Here is a 17,527-nt window from a genome sequence, read left to right as displayed (position 1 = left end):
TGTTGAGATAGGGCGGTGGTCAGCAGACAGAGGTCCCGGTACCGGTTGGTCCGGGAGGAGCGCCGGAGCGCGGAGGCACCTGTCCTCGATGCCGACCAGCAAGCCGTGGTGGATCACCCGGGCGGACCTCTGCTGGTGCTCGCGGGTCCCGGCACCGGGAAGACGACGACGTTGGTCGAGGCCGTCGTCGACCGGGTCCGCAATCGAGGGCTGAGCCCGGACGAAGTACTCGTGCTGACGTTCGGCCGGAAGGCCGCGACCGAGCTGCGGGATCGCATCACCGGTCGCCTCGGGCGGACGACGCGGGTGATGCCGTCGATGACGTTCCATTCCTTCTGCTACGCGTTGCTGCGCCGGTTCACGCCGGCCGACGCGTTCGACGTACCGCTGCGACTGCCGTCCGGGCCGGAGCAGTCGCTGCGGTTGAGCGAGGCGTTGTCGGGAAGTCGTGAGGTCGGCGCGGTGCACTGGCCGGGCAGTCTGCATCCGGCGTTGAAGACGCGCGGGTTCACCGACGAGGTGCAGGCGGTGATCGGCAAGGCGCGGCAGTTGGGTCTCGACCCGGAGGACCTGTCCGCGATCGGGCGTGCGGCGGAGCGGGCCGAGTGGGTCGCGGTCGGCGACTTCTTCGAGGAGTACTTGCAGGTGCTCGACGCCGAGCAGGTGCTGGACTATTCCGAGCTGATTCATCGCGCGGTGATCCTGGCGCAGCAGCCGCAGGTGCAGGCGAAGCTGCGGACCGAGTTCAAAGCGGTGTTCGTGGACGAGTACCAGGACACCGACCCCGGTCAGACGAAGCTGCTGCAGGCGATCGCGGGCGACGGGCGCGACCTGGTCGTCGTCGGCGATCCGGATCAGTCGATCTACACCTTCCGCGGGGCGGACGTGCGCGGACTGCTGCGGTTCACCGACGAGTTCCGGTCTCGCGACGGCGCGGAGGCCGCCCAGATCGCTTTGGGTACGACGCGACGTTTCGGGACGACCCTGCAACGCGTGTCGCGCAACGTCGTCAACCGGCTCGGCGTACCGGGGTCGCTGGATCGGGACACGTTCGAGCGGTTCCGGGCCCCGGATGCCTCGTCGTGTGTGTTCGGTCCGGGAAAGGTCGAGGCGAACCTGTACTCGACCAGCGGTGCGGAGCTCGAGCACATCGCGGACCTGCTGCGGCGCGCGCACGTTCAGGACGGCATCGGGTGGAACGAGATGGCAGTACTCGTTCGGTCCGGGAGCCGTTCGATTCCACCGTTGCGACGGGCGTTGGCGGCGGCCGGTATCCCGGTGGACGTCGCGGGCGACGAGCTGCCGTTGTCGCGTGAGCCCGCCGTACGGCCGATGTTGCTGGCGTTGCGAGCCGTGGCCGACCCGGAGACGTTGACCGTCGATGTCGTCCGGGCGTTGGCACTGTCGCCGTTGGGCGCGATGGATGCGGGGCAGCTGCGGCGATTGGCGCGGGTGCTGCGGCGACGCGATCGGGAGGCGGCGGGCGGGCTGCGGTTGCCGCGGTCGTCGGACGAGCTGCTGCGGGAAGCCATGCTGAACCCGTTGCTGCTCGACGAGGAGGCGTCACCGGCCGAGGCGCGGTTCGCGGCGCTCGGCGAGCGGTTGCTCAAGGCAAGGAACATCGTGACCGCGGGCGCGGCGCCGGACGAGGTGATGTGGTCGCTGTGGTCGGAGTCGCCGTGGTTGCGGCGGTTGCGCGGGCAGGCCACGTCGGGTGGTGAGACCGCGCGGACCGCGAACCGGGACCTGGATTCGTTGTGCGCATTGTTCGATGCGGCCGGCCGGGCGGAGGAGCAGGTCGGGTTCAAGGGGGTTTCGGCGTTCCTGTCGGAGTTGGAGTCGCTGGACATTGCGGGGGACAACCGGTTCGACGGGACGTACCGCGAGGCCGGCGTACAGCTGATGACGGCACACCGGTCGAAGGGCCTGCAGTGGCGGCTCGTCGTGGTCGCTTCGGTGCAGGAAGGTCAGTGGCCGGACCTGCGGCGGCGCGGGTCGTTGCTGGAGCCGGACCGGTTGGGGACGGACGGGTTGATCGACCCGTTGTCGGCGGGCGCGTTGCTGGCCGAGGAGAGACGGTTGTTCTACGTCGCGATCACGCGTGCACGGGAGCGGTTGATCGTGACCGCCGTACAGGCGCCCGAAGCCGACGGTGATCAACCCTCCCGATTCCTTGCCGAGCTGGACATTCCTTTGAAACTGGTCGCCGGGCGGCCACGGCGGCCGTTGTCGTTGCCGGGTCTGGTGGCGGACCTGCGCTGCGTGCTGGCGGATCCGGCGTCGTCGCCGGCGTTGAAGCGGGTGGCGGCGGACCGGTTGGCCCAGTTGGCCGACGCGATCGACGACCGTGAGCATCCTCTGGTCCCGACGGCCGACCCGTCGCGGTGGTGGGGCGTGCGCGAGCGGACGGAGTCAGTGCGGCCGATCGCTGATCCCGAGCAGCCGGTCCCGTTGTCCGGGAGTGCATTGACGACGATCGTGGACTGTCCGTTGCGGTGGTTCCTGACCCGACGCGCCGGTGGGGAGACGCCGAGTACGTCGGCGATCGGGTTCGGGATGGTGCTGCACACGCTGGCCGATGCGGTCGCGACCGGGACGCTGCCGCCGTCGGTCGACGAGCTGAACGGGTGGCTGGACAAGGTGTGGACGCAGCTCGAGTTCGAGTCCGCGTGGATCTCGGACCGGGAGCGGGGCGAGGCGGAGCAGGCGTTGCGGCGGTTCGTCGCGTGGCACCAGGGGCGGCCCGACCGGACGTTGGTGGGGACGGAGGTGGACTTCGACGTACTGCTGCCGGACGAGGAGCACCCGGCGGTTCGGGTGAAGGGCCGGATGGACCGCGTCGAAACGGATCCTGAAGGTACGGTCCGGGTGGTCGACCTGAAGACCGGGCGGAACGTTCCGACCAAGCCGGCGCTCGAGCGCCACGTGCAGTTGGCGATCTACCAGCGCGCGATCAACTCGCGGCAGCTGAAGAAGCTCGGCGAGGAGGCGGTCGCCGGTGGAGCCGAGCTCGTCCAGCTCCGCCACGACGACAACGGCGGTTTCCCGAAGGTCCAGCACCAGGGTCCGTTGGAGGCCGATGAGGACGGCCGCACCTGGCTCGACGACGCGGTCGACGACGCCGAGTCCATGATCCGCACCGAGCAGTTCACCGCCCAACGCAACGACGGCTGCAACCGCTGCGAAGCCCGCGCCCTGTGCCCCATCCAGCCCGAAGGCCGGGAGATCGTCTGATGGTTCAGCTGCGGTCTACGGCCGAGTTGTGTGATTTGTTGGGGATTCCGTTTTCGGATCAGCAGTTGGCGGCTATTACTGCTCCCTTGGCGCCGGGAGTGATTGTGGCGGGGGCCGGGTCGGGGAAGACGACGGCAATGGCGGCCCGGGTGGTGTGGTTGATCTGCACGGGGCAGGTGAAGCCGGAGGAAGTGCTCGGGCTGACGTTCACCAAGAAGGCGGCGAACGAGCTCGATGTGCGGATCCGCGAGGATCTGACGAAGGCCGGCGTCCTCGGATCGACGTTGCCGAGGGACCAGCACCCGATTCTGGCCGCGCACCTGCGCAGCAACATCCCCAACTGGGAGCCCGAGGAGCCGGGCGAGCCTGTCGTCTCGACGTACCACGCGTTCGCCGGCACGTTGATCGCGGAGCACGGCCTCCGAATCGGCCTCGAGCCGGACTCCCGCGTGCTCGCCGACGCCACCCGGTTCCAGTTGGCGGGTCGCGTCGTACGGCGGTCCGCCGGGCCGATCCGCTTCGCCTCGCATCACGTGCCGACGCTCGTCAACAGCCTGCTTGCTCTGGACGGCGAGCTCGCGGATCACCTGCTCCGTCCCGATGACATCCGCGACCACGACGACGCCGTACGGCAGGAGGTCGCGGCGGCGCGCAAGCAGACGGTGGAGGTCCGCAAGCTCGCCGAGACGGCGTTGAAGCGGGGGGAGATCCTGCAGCTCGTCGAGGAGTACCAGGCGTACAAGGGGGAGCGCGGCGTCGTCGACTTCGCCGACCAGATGGCGCTCGGAGCGCGGCTCGCCGAGGAATGTCCGGAGGTCGCTGCGGTCGAGCGGTCGCGGTACAAGGTCGTGCTTCTCGACGAGTACCAGGACACGTCTGTCTCGCAGCGCCGGATGCTCACCGCACTGTTCGCCGCGGGCGACGGACGCGGCCATCCGGTCACCGCGGTCGGCGACCCGTGTCAGGCGATCTACGGCTGGCGCGGTGCCTCCGTCGCGAACCTGGACGAGTTCCCTGCGCACTTCCCACAGGCTGATGGGTCGCCGGCTCAGCGGTATGTGCTGAGCGTCAACCGCCGCTGCGGCAGTCGCATTCTCGCGGCCGCCAACCAGCACGCTGCAGAGCTCTACGAGCAGCACCCCGGCGTCATCCCGCTCGAGGCCCCGGCGAACGCTCCGGAGGGCGCGATCACGGTCGGGCTGTTCGAGACCCGCTCGGAGGAGATCGAGTGGGTCGCCGACGCGATCGTCGCCGCGCACCGCACCCGGAACCGCCGCTGGAAGGACATCGGCATCCTGATGCGGACGAACGTCGACCTCAGCGCGGTGCACGAGGCGCTGATCGCGCGCAAGGTCCCGGTCGAGGTCGTCGGCCTCGGCGGTCTGCTCGCGCTTCCCGAGGTCGTCGACGTCGTCGCGACACTGCAAGCCGTCAACGACCTGACCGCGAACGCGGCGATGCTCCGGATCCTCACCGGCCCGCGCTACCGGATCGGTCACCGCGACCTCGCCCTGCTCGCCAACCGCGCCCGCGCGCTCGCCGACGCGGGGGAGCGGCCGGCTGCCGACGACCTGGTCGCGGCGCTCGACGCGGCCGTCGCCGGGATGGATTCGACCGAGGTCATCTCGCTCGCCGAGGCGGTCGACGATCCGGGTCTGTCGGCGTACGCGCCGGAGGCCCTGACCCGTTTCAAGGAGCTGTCGGTCGAGCTTCGCGAGCTGCGCGCGCATGCGGGCGAGCCGCTGCTCGATCTGGTCCGCCGGGTGATCAGCACGATCGGCCTGGACGTCGAGCTGACCGCGACCCCCGATCACGTCGACGCCGGGCGCCGCGATCACCTCGCCGCGTTCCTCGATGCCGTGGGCAACTTCGTGTCGACCGAGTCGGACGGATCACTGGACGGTCTGCTCGCGTACCTCGCGGCCGAGGAGGAGTACGCCGCCGGCCTCGACCTCGCCGTACCGAGTGAAGCCGACTCGGTGAAGCTGCTCACCACGCACCGGTCGAAGGGGCTCGAGTGGCCGGTCGTCTTCGTGCCGACGCTGGTGTCGAAGGTGTTCCCGTCGGACCGCGGGCGGGACAAGTGGACGACGAACGCGAAGGTGCTCCCGTGGCCGTTGCGCGGCGACGCCGATACGCTGCCGGACATCCACGACCTGTCGAACGCCGGGCTGAAGGCGTTCGCGGACGAGTGCAAGACCGTGAATGCACTCGAGGAGCGGCGGCTCGGGTACGTCGCGTTCACGCGCGCGAAGGAACTGCTGGTGGCGACCGGGCACTGGTGGGGTCCGACGCAGAAGCGGCCGCGCGGTCCCTCGTCGTACCTCCAGACGTTGAAGAAGCACGCGGGCGAGCGGGTCATCGCGTGGGCGGAGCAGCCGGAGCTGACCGCGGAGAACCCGGAGCTCGCCGAGCAGACACAGGCGCCGTGGCCGACGCCGTACGACGTGGATTCGTTCCAGCGGCGGCTGGAGTCGGCTGCTCTGGTGCAGCTGTCTCGTACGGAGGGTCCGTCGATCGAGGCGGAGGAGTCGCTGCTGCTCGACGAGCAGGCGACGGTCGCGCGCTGGGACTCGGAGCTCGAGCGATTGTTGTCCGAGGCAAGGGAAAGCCGGAGCCGGAAGGCGTACGACGTGGCGCTGCCGGCCGCGCTGTCCGCGACGCAGATGATGCGGCTGGCGAAGGATCCGGACGGTCTGGCCGCCGAGCTGGCCCGCCCGATGCCGCGCAAACCCAACCGGGCCGCGCGTTTCGGGACCCGGTTCCACGCGTGGGTGGAGAGCTACTTCGGTCAGCAACTGCTGCTCGACCCGGACGATCTCCCCGGTGCCGCGGACGAGGACATCGTCGACGACACCGACCTCACCGACCTGATGGACGCGTTCCGCGACGGGCCGTTCGGCGACACCACGCCGTACGAGATCGAGGCCCCGTTCGCTCTGGCGCTGGACGGCCGGGTCGTCCGCGGCCGCATCGACGCCGTCTACCAGATCGTCCGCCCGGACGGCTCCCGCGGCTACGACGTCATCGACTGGAAAACCACCCGAGGCGAAACCGCCGACCCCCTCCAGCTAGCCATCTACCGGGTCGCCTGGTCCGAACTCATGAACATCCCCCTCGACCAGGTGACAGCAGCCTTCTACTACGTCCGCACCGCCGACATCATCCGCCCCGAGAACCTGCCCGACAAACAACAACTCACCACCCTCCTGAACGGCTGACCGAACGCAACACCGGACCAGGTCCGTGCGTCAGGACCGGCGCATCGACCGCTTCTGTGTGATCAGTACGTCGATGCCGTCCAGGATTCGGTCGAGGCCGAAGGTGACGTCGGCGTCGTGGATCTCGTCGGTGTACTGGTTGCCGGCCATCAGGGCGGCCAGGGTCGAGTACCCGAGTTCGTGCAGCCGAGGTTCGAGGAATCGTGTCACCGCCGCCGGCTCGACGGAGGTCGAGGCGCTGTCGCGCAGATCGCGACGCGAGCTGGCGATCCGTCGGGCATACCCATCCAGCAGCAACGCGCACGACAGACTTTCGGTGGGACTCAGCCCGGCACCGGTCAGCACCTTCAGGATCGCCTCTGCCCAGCCGAGCAGGTTCGGCGTCATCGGCGCTCCGCGGATGGGAAGATCGCAGAGCCACGGGTGGACGTCGCACCGATCGACCATCGCCTGCGTCCAGACGGTCGCTGCCGCTCGCCAGTCCCGTGCGTCGACGACCCCGTCCGGTGCCGGACCCCAGGCTGCGTCACCGAGCAGTACCAGCAGCTCGTCGCGGGACCTGACGTACCTGTAGATCGCGTTGGCGGTCAGTCCGAGCTTGTGGGCGATCTTCGGCATCGACAACGCGGCGAACCCGTCGGCATCGGCCAGCTCGAGGGCTGCATCGACGATCTGCTCGACGCTCTGCGTCGGCTTCCGCCCGAGTCGGTTCGACTTGGCGGGCAGGCCCCACGCCAGCACGAGCCCCGGTGGCAGGTGCGCATCGTCGGTCAACGGCATCAGGTCGGCTCCTCGGTTGACTTCGTGTGTACCTTACACTTTATATTAGTGAGACCCACACACGAATTCAGCTGAGAAGGCGAGTACGACATGAGACGACCACGGTTCGACCTTTCTCGCCGGCTCGGAGTGCTGCTGACCGCGGCGTTGCTCGCGAGCTCGGCAGCGGCCTGCGGGGGAGCAGCCGAAGCCACGACGAACAACCGCAGTACGCCGGAGACTCCCGCGCACACCGTGGTCTCGACAGACGCCGGCGCAGTACGCGGCACGCTCACCGCGGATGCCCGGCTCTTCCAAGGAATTCCCTACGCCGCACCGCCGATCGGCGAACTCCGCTGGGCATCGCCGCAACGGGCCGCGTCATGGCGTGGCATCCGGGACGCCGCCAAGCCCGGGAATCGCTGTGCCCAGGCCGGAGGGCTGATCGACGAGGCCAGCACTACCGAGGACTGTCTCTACCTCAACGTCACCACGCCACGCGACAGCGGCGCACGCAAGCTGCCGGTCATGGTGTGGATCCACGGCAACGGCTTCATCAATGGAGCCGGCAGCCTGTACGACGCACAGCAGTTGGCGGACCGCGGCCAGGTCGTCGTAGTCAGCCCCAACTACCGGCTGGGCATCTTCGGCTTCCTCGCTCATCCGGCGCTGGACCACGGCGGAGCTCAGCAACTCTCGGGCAACTTCGGCCTCGAAGATCAGCAGGCTGCGTTGCGGTGGGTTCAGCGCAACGCGGCGGCGTTCGGCGGCGATCCGCGCAATGTCACGATCTTCGGTGAGTCGGCTGGAGGCACCAGCGTCTGTTCCCATCTGGTCGCGCCAGGATCCGCGGGCCTGTTCCAGAAGGCGATCCTGCAGAGCGCCGAATGCACCGGGCGGAAGTGGTCGCCCGGACCGCCGACCTGGTTTCCGCTGCCACGGTCCGAGCGCGAGCAGCACGGCCTCGACGTCGCGGCCGAGGTCGGCTGCTCCGACCCGGGTACCGCCGCGGCCTGCCTGCGGGCCAAACCTACGGACGAGCTCACCAAGTGGTCTGACGACGGTGTCGGATCAGGACCCACCGTTGGTGGCGGCGTGCTGCCGCTCAGCCCGGATCGCGCCTTCGCAACCGGGCGTTTCAACCACGTACCGATCATCCAGGGGACCACGCGGGACGAGCACCGCCTGTTCACGGCGGCAATCGAAACCGCGACCGGTCAGGTGACGACCCCGGCCAGCTATCGCGAAGAAGTCCACACGCTGTTCGGCCAGCAGGACGCCGAACGGATCCTGGCCCGCTATCCAGTGGAGCAGTTCCGTTCCGCCGGCGAGGCCTTGTCGGCCGTCGTTACCGACTGGGCGTGGGGCTGCCCAGTCCTCGATCGAGATCGTGTACTTGCCGCGCAGACACCGCTGTATGCGTACGAGTTCGCCGACGAGACTGCTCCGTGGTTCAGCACGCTCCCGAAGCCCAACTTCCCGACCGGTGCATTCCACGGCGCCGAACTGCAGTACCTCTTCACCGACGAGCAACTCCCAGGCCCGAGCACATCCGCCCAGGAACAACTTTCCGCGACGATGATGCGCTACTGGACGCAGTTCGCACGCACGGGCAACCCGAACGGTCCGGGCCAGCCACGCTGGCAGCCATTCCAGAACAAGGACCACGTCCAGGCACTCGCCCCTGCAAAGATCACCTCAGCCGACCTGGCCAAGGAACACCAGTGCGCCTTCTGGACCTCAATAGACTCCTGAGAGCTTCGCGGGTGTGAGATCGACCGGGAACGGGTTCCTGGCGTGAGCGGTTTCCTCGGCCTGGACTACGGCCTGACACTCGTAGCCGGTCGGGGTTAGCTCCAGGATGGTTAGTTCTTGGTTGGTTGGGTCGAGGAGCCAGTAGGACGGGACTCCGTGCTGTTCGTAGAGGGCTCGTTTGAGGACTACGTCGGTGGTGCGCGTGGCTGGGGAGAGGACCTCGACTGCCAGTAGGGGCGGCTGGATGACGGATGCGTCGCGGTGGCAGACGAGGACGTCGGGGCGGAGCGTGGTGTGGGTGGTCGGGCGGAAGGCGACCGAGCCGACGGAGACGAGTAGGTCGGGTGGGCTGGCGTGTTTCAGCAGGACCATGAGGGCGAGGACGGCCGCGTGGTGGGCGGGCGGTTGTGGGCCGGTGATGAGCAGGCGGCCGTCGACGATCTCGTAGCGGCGGCCGTCCCGCGTGGCTTCTGCTGTACGCACCACACCAGCGTGACGCAGAACGCCGTACCCCCGCCGAAGTTATCCACAGCCCACCGTCCGAGCCCAATCCAGCAGCACCCACGGCCACACCGACTCACCTCCAACACAAGAACGGATATCCCGTGTGTCGGCGCAGCACGCCCGTACTTCAGCTGGGTGAGGCGGTCAGCGGGTTCTGGAGGGTGCCGACGAACTGCAACGATCCCGCCACGTCCGTGAGGTCGACCATTTGCTGGTTATTGCGAAGTTGGAGGCGGTTCAGGCAGGAGAGGGCGAACTCCGGCGCGAAGATGTCGTACTTCGCGAACGCCTCGGCCAGTTCCGGTGTCGCCGACTGGTAGTCGCGGATCGCCTCCGCCACCACGGACCAGAACTCGGACGGTGTCAGCAGACCCTCCCGATCCAGGAGCGGGGAGAGGAACCGGAAGATGCAGTCGAAGACGTCGGTGAAGATCGACAGGAGCTTCTCGTCGTCCGGTACGTCGGCCCGCACCCGCTCCGCCTCGGCAGGTACCTCGGTGGACGGACTCAGTACGGCGATCTCCTCGGCGATGTCCTTCATGATCACCCGGATCGGGATCGCGTCCCGCAGTACCAGGATCAGGTTCTCGCCGTGCGGCATGAATACCAGTTCGTACGCGTAGAAGCTGTGCAGCAACGGGATCAGATAAGCGTCGACGTACGCGCGCAGCCAGTCCGCCGGCGCGAGGCCGGACGCCCGTACCAGCGCCGCGGCCACCGACGCGCCGTGCCGGTCGACGTGCAGCAGCGACGCCATCGTCGCCAGCCGCTCACCGGGCTCCAGTGACGGCACCGGGCTCTCGCGCCAGAGCGCCGACAGCATCTTCCGGTACGGCGAGGTCTTCTCGGTCGCGTTCTCGTAGTACCGGTTGTGGTACCCGACCGCCGCGATCTCGCGCAACACGGTGAAGCCGTAGCGCTTCAGGACAACGTCGTTCGAGACGACCGAGTGCACCCAGTCGTTGATCGCCGGCGTCGCGGCCATGTACGACGGGGACAGCCCGCGCATGAACCCCATGTTGAGCACCGACAACGCCGTCTTCACGTAGCACCGGGACGGCTCGGACCGGTTGAAGAAGGTCCGGATCGACTGCTGCGGCTGGTACACGTCGTCCGTCGATCCGAGGTGCACGATGTGCCGCTGGGCGATGTCGGCGGCGAACGTGATCGACGTCTTGTTGTCCCACTGCCAAGGGTGCACGGGCATGTAAACGTACTCCGCCGGATCAGCAACAACGGCGAACCGTGCGAGTACGTCGTCCCCCAACTCGGACCGCATCAACTCGTCGAACGCCAAGGAAGAACTACAAGAAACAGTGGTCCGGTCCCGCCGGGTCGCGATCCAGCTCAGCTGCACGCCCGCGCCGGTCTCCGGTGCATAGGCCAGATAGTCCGTGAGGCCGAACCCGAGCCGCCCGTTGTTCGCGACGAAGCACGGATGCCCCTCGGTCATCCCGGCCTCGATGGTCTGGAAGTCCGCGGTGACCAGGTCCGCCGCCGTCAGGTCCGGCTTCGACAGCTTGTACGCCGCCGACGCCAGCGTGCTGCTGATCTCCTCCAGGTACACCGGCAGCATCTCGCGCCCGATCCCGAGCTGCTCGTGGAACTCGGTGATGAACTCCAGCGCATCGACCGCCGAGCCGTCGTCGCGCACGACGTCTGAGATATCCCAATGATTCAAGGGATAATGCCGCGCTGTGAAGCTGTATCGGCCGACGGCATATCTGTCGCCAACAGCAACGGGTTCGAGAATGCGCTCGTGCGTGAACTCCGCCAAAGCCTTCCGCACCAACGCCTGGTTGACCACAGTCCAGTGATTCATCAGCCTGCCTCGTTCATTCGATGCGCCTCGGCGTACTGGTCACGCGTGCAGAAGCTCAACCACGCCTGCTTGTCGGGAAGCCGTACGACGCTGTGCTTGCGGAACCCCATCCGCGCGTTCAGCGCCTGGATCTTCACGTTCCGTACGTCGGGTTCGACCACCACCCGGTCGACCAGCGGATCGCTGAACAGGCTGTCCATGATCGTCTCGAACACGGCCCCGGTGAACCCGGGGATCGGCGCGGCCGGCACAGTCGGCGGCCCGATCAGGACGTGCATGCCGATGTCGCCCGGCGCCACGTCGTACGTCCGGCCGACCGCGTCGTACGACGGTTCGTAGCGCTCCATGAGGAACGCCGGCCGCCCGTCGTGCTCGCCGAGGAAGGCCTGGTGGTGCGTGCTCTCCGCGATCCGGAGGTACTCCGCGTGCACGTCGGCGACGGACGCGGTCAGCAGACCCCAGTACCGCGCGTACGGCTGGGTGACCCAACTGTGCAGCGTGGTCACGTCCTCGGCGAGGTCGAACGGCCGGAGGCTGAAGGTGCCGAGGCCGGCGACGAAGCGCCGGTACGTCGGCTCGGGCAGTGCTCTGGTCATGGCGGCTCTGCTTTCGAGATGGCGTACCTGATTAGCTAAGGCTTACCTTACTTGATAGCTGAGTCCGCATCGAAACCGGCCCGTATCCCGGCGGCGCCCGCAGTCGTCCACACTGGTAGGACGACCTCGGACGGGGAGCAGATGGCAGCTCGAAGCTGGTTCGCAGTCGGTTCGCTCGGCGGGATGCTGTTTCTGTTGGTGGCCTGTGGCAGCTCTGGAACGCCGGATTCACAAGTCACTGTCACTGCGACGACAGCGACGACTGTGACCGCCGCTTCGTCGCCCACTCCCACTCCCTTGCCGCCCACTTCGACCTCGCCTGCTCAAACAGCGGTGGTACCGAATGTGGTCGGGCTGAACCACCAGTTGGCCCAGGACACGATGCAGGCGGCGGGTTTCTACTATCTGACCGAGGAGGACGCCACCGGACAGGGCCGGCTGCTGATCAACGACCGCAACTGGGTCGTAGTCAGCCAGCAGCCCGCGGGCGGCACCCGTGCCGCGGCCGATGCCAAGATCGTCCTGCGCTCCAAGAAGATCGGCGAGTAGCCGGGGGCCTACTAAAGGCGGATGCGGCAGGTACGCCGCGCGGCGGATGTGCGCCAACCGCGGGCATGCCTAGGTTGGAGGCATGTTGATCGCCGAAGACCTCTTGTTGCTGCTGTACGACGACGAGACCGGCAAGCCCGTCGCCGGGTCGCCGGGCCTGGACTACGCGCTGGCCGGCGCGGTGCTGATCGAGTTGACGCTGAACCGGAAGCTCGACATCACCATCGACGGCAAGGCGGGCCGCCTGCAGGTGCTGGACGGCACGCCGACCGGGGACCCGATCCTGGACGAGCGCCTGGCGTACGTGGTCAACAAGCCTGGCAAGAAGCCGAAGGACCAGATCGGTGCGCTCTCGAAGCGGCTGCGCAACCAGTTGCTGGCACGGCTTGCGGAGCGGGGTGTGCTGGAGGAGGACCAGGGCAGAGTGCTCGGACTGTTCCCGGTCACGCGTTGGCCGGCCAAGGATGCGCGGCACGAGCAGGAGGTGCGCGCCGGGCTGGAGAGCGTGCTGAAAGTCGGTACGGCGCCGAACGAGCGCACCGCTGCGTTGATCGCTCTTCTCAGCGCGCTGAACGTCGTACCGAAGGTCATCACGGATGCGGTGGACAAGAAGGCGCTGAAGCAGCGGGCGAAGGAGATCGCCGACTCGGACTGGGCCGCGGCCGCGGTGAAGAAGGCCGTCGCCGAGATGCAGGCGGCCGTCACGGCAGCCATCGTGGTGGCGTCCACCGCAGGAGCATCAGGTAGCAGCTAGCCGGGCCTTGATGTCCGGCTTCACCACCTTGCCGACCTTGGAGCGTGGCAGGTCGGGCCAGACGAGCACCTCCTTCGGTGCCTTCACACTGCCGATGCGTGCCTTCGCGAACGCGATCAGCTCGTCCGGCTCGACCACACTGCCGGACTGGAGTTGTACGACGGCCACGACCCGCTCGCCCCACTTCTCGTCCGGCAGGCCGATCACTGCACAGTCCTGTACGTCGGCGTGCGCCATCAGCGCCTGCTCGACCTCGGTGGAGTACACGTTGAAGCCGCCGGTGATGATCATGTCCTTCGCCCGGTCGACGATGTAGAGGTAGTTGTCGTCGTCCAGGTACCCGATGTCGCCGGTGTGGTGCCAGCCGTACGCCGAAGCCGCTGCGGTCGCCTCGGCGTTCCGGTAGTACCCCTGCATCACCAGCGACCCGCGCACCACGATCTCGCCGCGCTCACCGTGCGGGAGCAGCGTGCCGTCCGCTCCCATGATCGCCACCGTGACCAGCGGGGACGGCCGTCCCGCGGATGACAGCCGTCCCCGCGCACTATGGCCCTTTGCGTCGAAGTGGTCACTAGGCGGCAGCATCGAGATCATCATCGGCGCCTCGGTCTGCCCGAACAGCTGGGCCATCACCGGACCGATCCGCCGCAGCGCCTCCTCGAGCCGGGCGACCGACATCGGCGCGGCGCCGTACCAGAAGCACCGCAGCGACGACAGGTCCGTGGAGTCGAGCTCCGGCGCTGCCAGCACCATGTAGATCAGCGTCGGCGGCAAGAACGTGTGGGTCACCCCGTGGCGCGGTATCAGCTCCAGGAAGGCATGTACGTCGGGAGCTCGCATGATCACGATCTCGCCGCCGGATGCGAGCACCGGGAAGCACAGCACACCTGCTGCGTGTGTCAGCGGTGCCAGCGCCAGATAGACCGGTCGCTCGCCGAACGGGTACCCGATCAGCGTGAGCGCGGTCATCGTCTCCAGGTTGCTGTTGCCGAGCATGACCCCTTTCGGGCGCCCGGTCGTGCCGCCGGTCCCGACGATCATCGCCAGATCGTCCGGGTCGGTCAGATCAGGTGCCGGCTGGGACGCGCCCCCGCAGAACGCGTCCCAGCCGACAGTGCTCCGGCCAACAGGGTGGGGGGTGGGGCCGGAGCTGGAGGGCTCCCCGTCGAGGCAGACAAACGTGTGCACCTTCGGCAGTGAGTCCCGAATGCGGTCCACCAGTGGCGCGAACGCCGCCTGGTAGATCAGTACTTCGCAGTCGAACTGGTCGAGCAGTTCACGGTTCTCGGCGGCCTCGTTGCGCGGGTTGATCGGGCACCAGACCGCACCGGCCCGGCTGATCCCGAACACGCAACTGAACGCCACCGGGTCGTTCGCGGCCAGGATCGCCACCTTGCCACCCGGCCGTACGCCGGTTGCCGCCAGCGCGCCCGCGATCCGGTACGAGAGCTGCTGTACGTCGGCGTACGTCAGCGTCTCGCCGTCCGTGGTCAGGCAGGAGGCGTCCGGCGCCAGCGATGCGCCCTTGTCCAGGTAGTCGACCAGCCGCACAGTAACTCCTCTGGAACTCCTCTAGTGCTGCACCGTCAGCTGCGGCTCGGACACCAGCCCGAAGCTCCGCAGTACGCCGAGCAGCTCGCGGTGACCGAATGCCTGGCAGCCGCTCGCGAAACCGACCCGCTTAGGTGGCGTCTGCAGCAGCGAGTACGCCGCGAACGCCTGGAGCAGACCGGTCTGCTGGTAGTTGCTGTTGCCGTGGATGACGCAATGCGCCCGCCCGAGCGGTCCGGAGGCGTGCACCGAGTCCAGCGTTTTGTTGACGCGCGGGTTCTCCCGGGGCGGCATCTCGTTCATCACCTGGCGAGCGGTCTCGGTCAATGCGGTGTTGCGGTCTTCGGGCGACATGTCCTTCGTGGCTTCCAGCGCCGCGGCAACGATCTGCGGGACCCCGTTCATCAGCGCGGCGTTGAACACACCGCCCTGCGCCTTGCAGTTCGCCACCCGCGGATCGCGCTTGAACCACACCGGGTGCGACATGCCACCCCAGGGCAGCGACAAAGCGAGCTCGTGCTGTCCGGGCACCACCAACGACACCAGGCCCTGCTCGGGGAACTCGGCGTACTGGTTGTTCTCCAGGTAGTGCGCCTTCGACGTCGCAGCGTTCACCAGAATCGTGCGGGTCGATGCGATGGTCGGGCTGCCGCCCCAGAAGACGGCGATGTCCAGGGTGTCCAGACCGGGCTGCTCGAGGCACAGCTGCGCGGCGATCTCGCTGGTGGTGTACATCTGCGCAATACCCGGTGCGAGCACCAGGTTGGCCTCAGCGAACTGCTGACCGTACTTCTCGTCGCAGGTCATCAGCCAGTCCTGCTCACCGGTCGTGTCGGTGTAGTGCGCACCTGCTGCGAGTGCTGCTTCCACAGCCGCCGGACCGAGCTCACTGAACGGTCCGACCGTGTTCAGTACGACGGAAGCGCCTGTGAACAGATCGGTGAGTGAAGCGACGTCGTGGTCGACTGCTGCGATCTCGTAGTCAGCCGTCTCGATGCCAGGGACATGTGACTCCATAGAGGCCTTGAGCTTCGCCTCGTCACGTCCAGCCGCCACAAAAGGGACGTGGTACTGGCGCAGGTACTCGCAGACCAGGCGGCCGGTGTAGCCGGAGGCGCCGTAGACAACAACAGGCTTCGCCATCACATCCCCATTCCGCCGTCGACCGGCAGTCCGATGCCGGTGATGAACCGGGACTCGTCGGACGCGAGGAAGACGACCGCATCGGCCATGTCCGCGACCTCACCGAGCCGGCCGGCGGGCGTCAGTCCGATCACCGCGGCGACCGCGGCGTCGGGCGACTCGAACAGTCCGAGTTGGGCCACGTCGTTCGCCAGGCCGGCGCCCATCGCGGTCGGGACCAGGCCGGGGTAGATGCAGTTGACGCGGACGCCGTACCCGAGCTTGCCGGACTCCATCGCGGCGACCCGGGTCAGCCGGTCGACGGCGGACTTGGTCGCGGAGTACACGGCGATGCCGGGGAACGCGATGGTGGCGGCGACCGACGCGACGTTGATGATCGCGCCGCCCTGACCGGCCAGGCCCTCGGGACGCATCGTCCGCAGGCCCCACTTGATGCCGAGCGTGGTGCCGAGGACGTTGACCTCGAGCATCTTGCGGATCTGGTCCGCGGTGACCTCGGTGAGCAGGCTGGTGATCTCCACCCCCGCGTTGTTCACCAGGATGTCGAGGCCGCCGAGGATGTCGTTGGCGGCGACCACCGCGTTCTCCCAGTCGCCGTCGTCGGTGATGTCGTGGGCGACGAAGCCGTTGCCTGCGCCGTACTCCTGGTCGAGCGCGTCGGCGACCGCCTCGCCGGCGTCCTTCTGGATATCGCTGATCACGACTTTGGCGCCGGCTGCTGCGAGGGCTTTCGCCATCCCCTCGCCGAGTCCCTGCGCTCCGCCGGTGACCAGGGCCTTGCGGCCGGAGAGATCGAGTGAACCCATCTGAAGCTCCTTTGCTCTGCACGGGTTGTTCACACTCTGGCCAGGCTTTTGACAGTCGTCAAGACTTTGTTTGACACTTGTCAAGAAATCTCCCCGCACCGGGACGCGCCTGGCCCGGGGCGGGGTACTCTGGCGCATCGGGCCCGCCAGGCCTGACCGTGTTCGAGCAGGTCCGAGCAGGAGAGTGGGTGATTGCCGTGGCGTCCGCTGCTGAGGAGCGGCCTGCCCGTGTCTCCGGGATCGACAAGATCGAACGCCGCCGGGTCGCGCTGGCGGAGTCCGCACTGAAGACGCTGGGTGAGCTCGGCTACGCGCGCACCAGCCTGCGCGAGATCGCGAACAACTCCGAGTTCACGCACGGCGTCGTGCACTACTACTTCCGCGACAAGATCGACCTGATCAGCTACTGCGTGCGCTACTACAAGACCAAGTGCGCCCGGCGGTACGACGAGGTGGTCGAGACCGCGACGTCCGCCGACGAGCTCGCGACCGGCTTCCTGGGCAAGATGACCCAGACGCTGGTCGAGGAGACCCCGATGCACAAGCTCTGGTACGACCTGCGGGCGCAGAGCATGTTCGAGGAGCAGCTCCGCCCGGACGTCGAGGCGATCGACCAGCTGCTCGAAGAGATGATCTGGCGGATCCTGTCCCGGTACGCCGATCTCACCGGCACCACACCGACAGTGGACGCACCGACGGCGTACGCGCTGATCGACGGCCTGTTCGAGCAGGCCGTGGTCGGCTACGCCGCGAACCCGGAGAAGGTCCCGGACCTGCTGACCGGCCGGCTCCTGCAGGTCCTGCCCAAGCTGGTCGCGGCGTAGCCACAGCCG

General features: G+C 67.8%; 13 protein-coding genes. 6 read left to right on the top strand and 7 right to left on the bottom strand.

The window, feature by feature from the left end:
* Positions 1–15 precede the first annotated feature (15 nt).
* Positions 16–3,234 carry an ATP-dependent helicase gene (locus E0H45_RS01525; RefSeq protein WP_131334467.1) on the top strand — a complete coding sequence of 1,073 codons (3,219 nt, stop codon included), beginning with the start codon at positions 16–18 and terminating at the stop codon, positions 3,232–3,234.
* Positions 3,234–6,455 (top strand): ATP-dependent DNA helicase, encoded by a 3,222-nt coding sequence (locus tag E0H45_RS01520; protein ID WP_131334466.1) that lies wholly within the window; start codon positions 3,234–3,236, stop codon positions 6,453–6,455. Before E0H45_RS01525 ends, E0H45_RS01520 begins: the two co-directional genes overlap by 1 nt.
* Before the next feature lie 30 nt (positions 6,456–6,485).
* Here E0H45_RS01520 and E0H45_RS01515 read toward each other — a convergent pair whose 3' ends face one another.
* Entirely contained in the window at positions 6,486–7,235 is a 750-nt protein-coding gene (locus tag E0H45_RS01515) for a TetR/AcrR family transcriptional regulator (protein WP_131334465.1), read from the bottom strand.
* A gap of 90 nt (positions 7,236–7,325) precedes the next feature.
* Here E0H45_RS01515 and E0H45_RS01510 point away from each other — a divergent pair, with 90 nt between their 5' ends.
* Positions 7,326–8,969 carry a carboxylesterase/lipase family protein gene (locus E0H45_RS01510; RefSeq protein ID WP_131334464.1) on the top strand — a complete coding sequence of 548 codons (1,644 nt, stop codon included), beginning with the start codon at positions 7,326–7,328 and terminating at the stop codon, positions 8,967–8,969.
* Here E0H45_RS01510 and E0H45_RS01505 read toward each other — a convergent pair.
* The 3 genes from E0H45_RS01505 to E0H45_RS01495 all read right to left on the bottom strand — a co-directional run bounded on the left by E0H45_RS01505 (position 8,955) and on the right by E0H45_RS01495 (position 11,891).
* On the bottom strand, positions 8,955–9,452 hold the full coding sequence (locus E0H45_RS01505; RefSeq protein WP_131334463.1) for a Uma2 family endonuclease: 498 nt from the start codon (positions 9,450–9,452) through the stop codon (positions 8,955–8,957). The genes E0H45_RS01510 and E0H45_RS01505 overlap by 15 nt on opposite strands.
* Positions 9,453–9,600: 148 nt before the next feature.
* The gene (locus tag E0H45_RS01500) at positions 9,601–11,295 is read right to left on the bottom strand and encodes an IucA/IucC family protein (protein WP_131334462.1); all 1,695 of its coding nucleotides are present in this window, start codon (positions 11,293–11,295) and stop codon (positions 9,601–9,603) included.
* Positions 11,295–11,891, bottom strand: a complete 597-nt coding sequence (locus E0H45_RS01495) for a GNAT family N-acetyltransferase (protein ID WP_131334461.1) — start codon at positions 11,889–11,891, stop codon at positions 11,295–11,297. The genes E0H45_RS01500 and E0H45_RS01495 overlap by 1 nt, the downstream gene beginning before the upstream one ends.
* Positions 11,892–12,236: 345 nt before the next feature.
* On the opposite strand from E0H45_RS01495, the gene E0H45_RS42770 reads away from it, so the two are divergent.
* Positions 12,237–12,440, top strand: coding sequence for a PASTA domain-containing protein (locus E0H45_RS42770; RefSeq protein ID WP_131334460.1), 204 nt, complete (start codon positions 12,237–12,239; stop codon positions 12,438–12,440).
* Between the two features lie 82 nt (positions 12,441–12,522).
* Positions 12,523–13,194, top strand: a complete 672-nt coding sequence (locus tag E0H45_RS01485) for a GOLPH3/VPS74 family protein (RefSeq protein WP_131334459.1) — start codon at positions 12,523–12,525, stop codon at positions 13,192–13,194.
* Here the strand turns inward: E0H45_RS01485 and E0H45_RS01480 are convergent.
* Genes E0H45_RS01480 through E0H45_RS01470 form a run of 3 tightly spaced genes read right to left on the bottom strand, consistent with a single transcriptional unit; the run spans position 13,180 to position 16,694 of the window.
* Positions 13,180–14,745, bottom strand: coding sequence for an AMP-binding protein (locus E0H45_RS01480; protein WP_131334458.1), 1,566 nt, complete (start codon positions 14,743–14,745; stop codon positions 13,180–13,182). The two genes, E0H45_RS01485 and E0H45_RS01480, sit on opposite strands and share 15 nt — an antisense overlap.
* A gap of 21 nt (positions 14,746–14,766) precedes the next feature.
* Complete coding sequence (locus tag E0H45_RS01475; protein ID WP_131334457.1) at positions 14,767–15,888, bottom strand: DUF5938 domain-containing protein; 1,122 nt, start codon at positions 15,886–15,888, stop codon at positions 14,767–14,769.
* Positions 15,888–16,694 (bottom strand): SDR family NAD(P)-dependent oxidoreductase, encoded by an 807-nt coding sequence (locus tag E0H45_RS01470; RefSeq protein WP_131334456.1) that lies wholly within the window; start codon positions 16,692–16,694, stop codon positions 15,888–15,890. Before E0H45_RS01470 ends, E0H45_RS01475 begins: the two co-directional genes overlap by 1 nt.
* A 188-nt stretch (positions 16,695–16,882) precedes the next feature.
* Between E0H45_RS01470 and E0H45_RS01465 the strand changes: the two genes are divergently transcribed.
* A complete protein-coding gene (locus E0H45_RS01465; RefSeq protein WP_238154741.1) occupies positions 16,883–17,518 on the top strand; it encodes a TetR/AcrR family transcriptional regulator in 636 nt (211 codons plus the stop codon).
* Positions 17,519–17,527: the final 9 nt, after the last annotated feature.

The organism is Kribbella soli (genome assembly GCF_004331345.1).
In the GTDB taxonomy this organism is placed as follows: Bacteria; Actinomycetota; Actinomycetes; order Propionibacteriales; family Kribbellaceae; genus Kribbella; species Kribbella soli.
Note: the sequence above shows the minus strand (reverse complement) of the source record. Positions and strands in the feature narration are given on the sequence as shown.

Bases quoted from the DNA above. Each gene is read 5' to 3' on its own strand.
- E0H45_RS01470 (WP_131334456.1), bottom strand. From the start codon at position 16,694: ATGGGTTCACTCGATCTCTCCGGCCGCAAGGCCCTGGTCACCGGCGGA.
- E0H45_RS01515 (WP_131334465.1), bottom strand. From the start codon at position 7,235: ATGCCGTTGACCGACGATGCGCACCTGCCACCGGGGCTCGTGCTGGCG.
- E0H45_RS01510 (WP_131334464.1), top strand. From the start codon at position 7,326: ATGAGACGACCACGGTTCGACCTTTCTCGCCGGCTCGGAGTGCTGCTG.
- E0H45_RS01475 (WP_131334457.1), bottom strand. From the start codon at position 15,888: ATGGCGAAGCCTGTTGTTGTCTACGGCGCCTCCGGCTACACCGGCCGC.
- E0H45_RS01520 (WP_131334466.1), top strand. From the start codon at position 3,234: ATGGTTCAGCTGCGGTCTACGGCCGAGTTGTGTGATTTGTTGGGGATT.
- E0H45_RS01500 (WP_131334462.1), bottom strand. From the start codon at position 11,295: ATGAATCACTGGACTGTGGTCAACCAGGCGTTGGTGCGGAAGGCTTTG.
- E0H45_RS01485 (WP_131334459.1), top strand. From the start codon at position 12,523: ATGTTGATCGCCGAAGACCTCTTGTTGCTGCTGTACGACGACGAGACC.
- E0H45_RS01495 (WP_131334461.1), bottom strand. From the start codon at position 11,891: ATGACCAGAGCACTGCCCGAGCCGACGTACCGGCGCTTCGTCGCCGGC.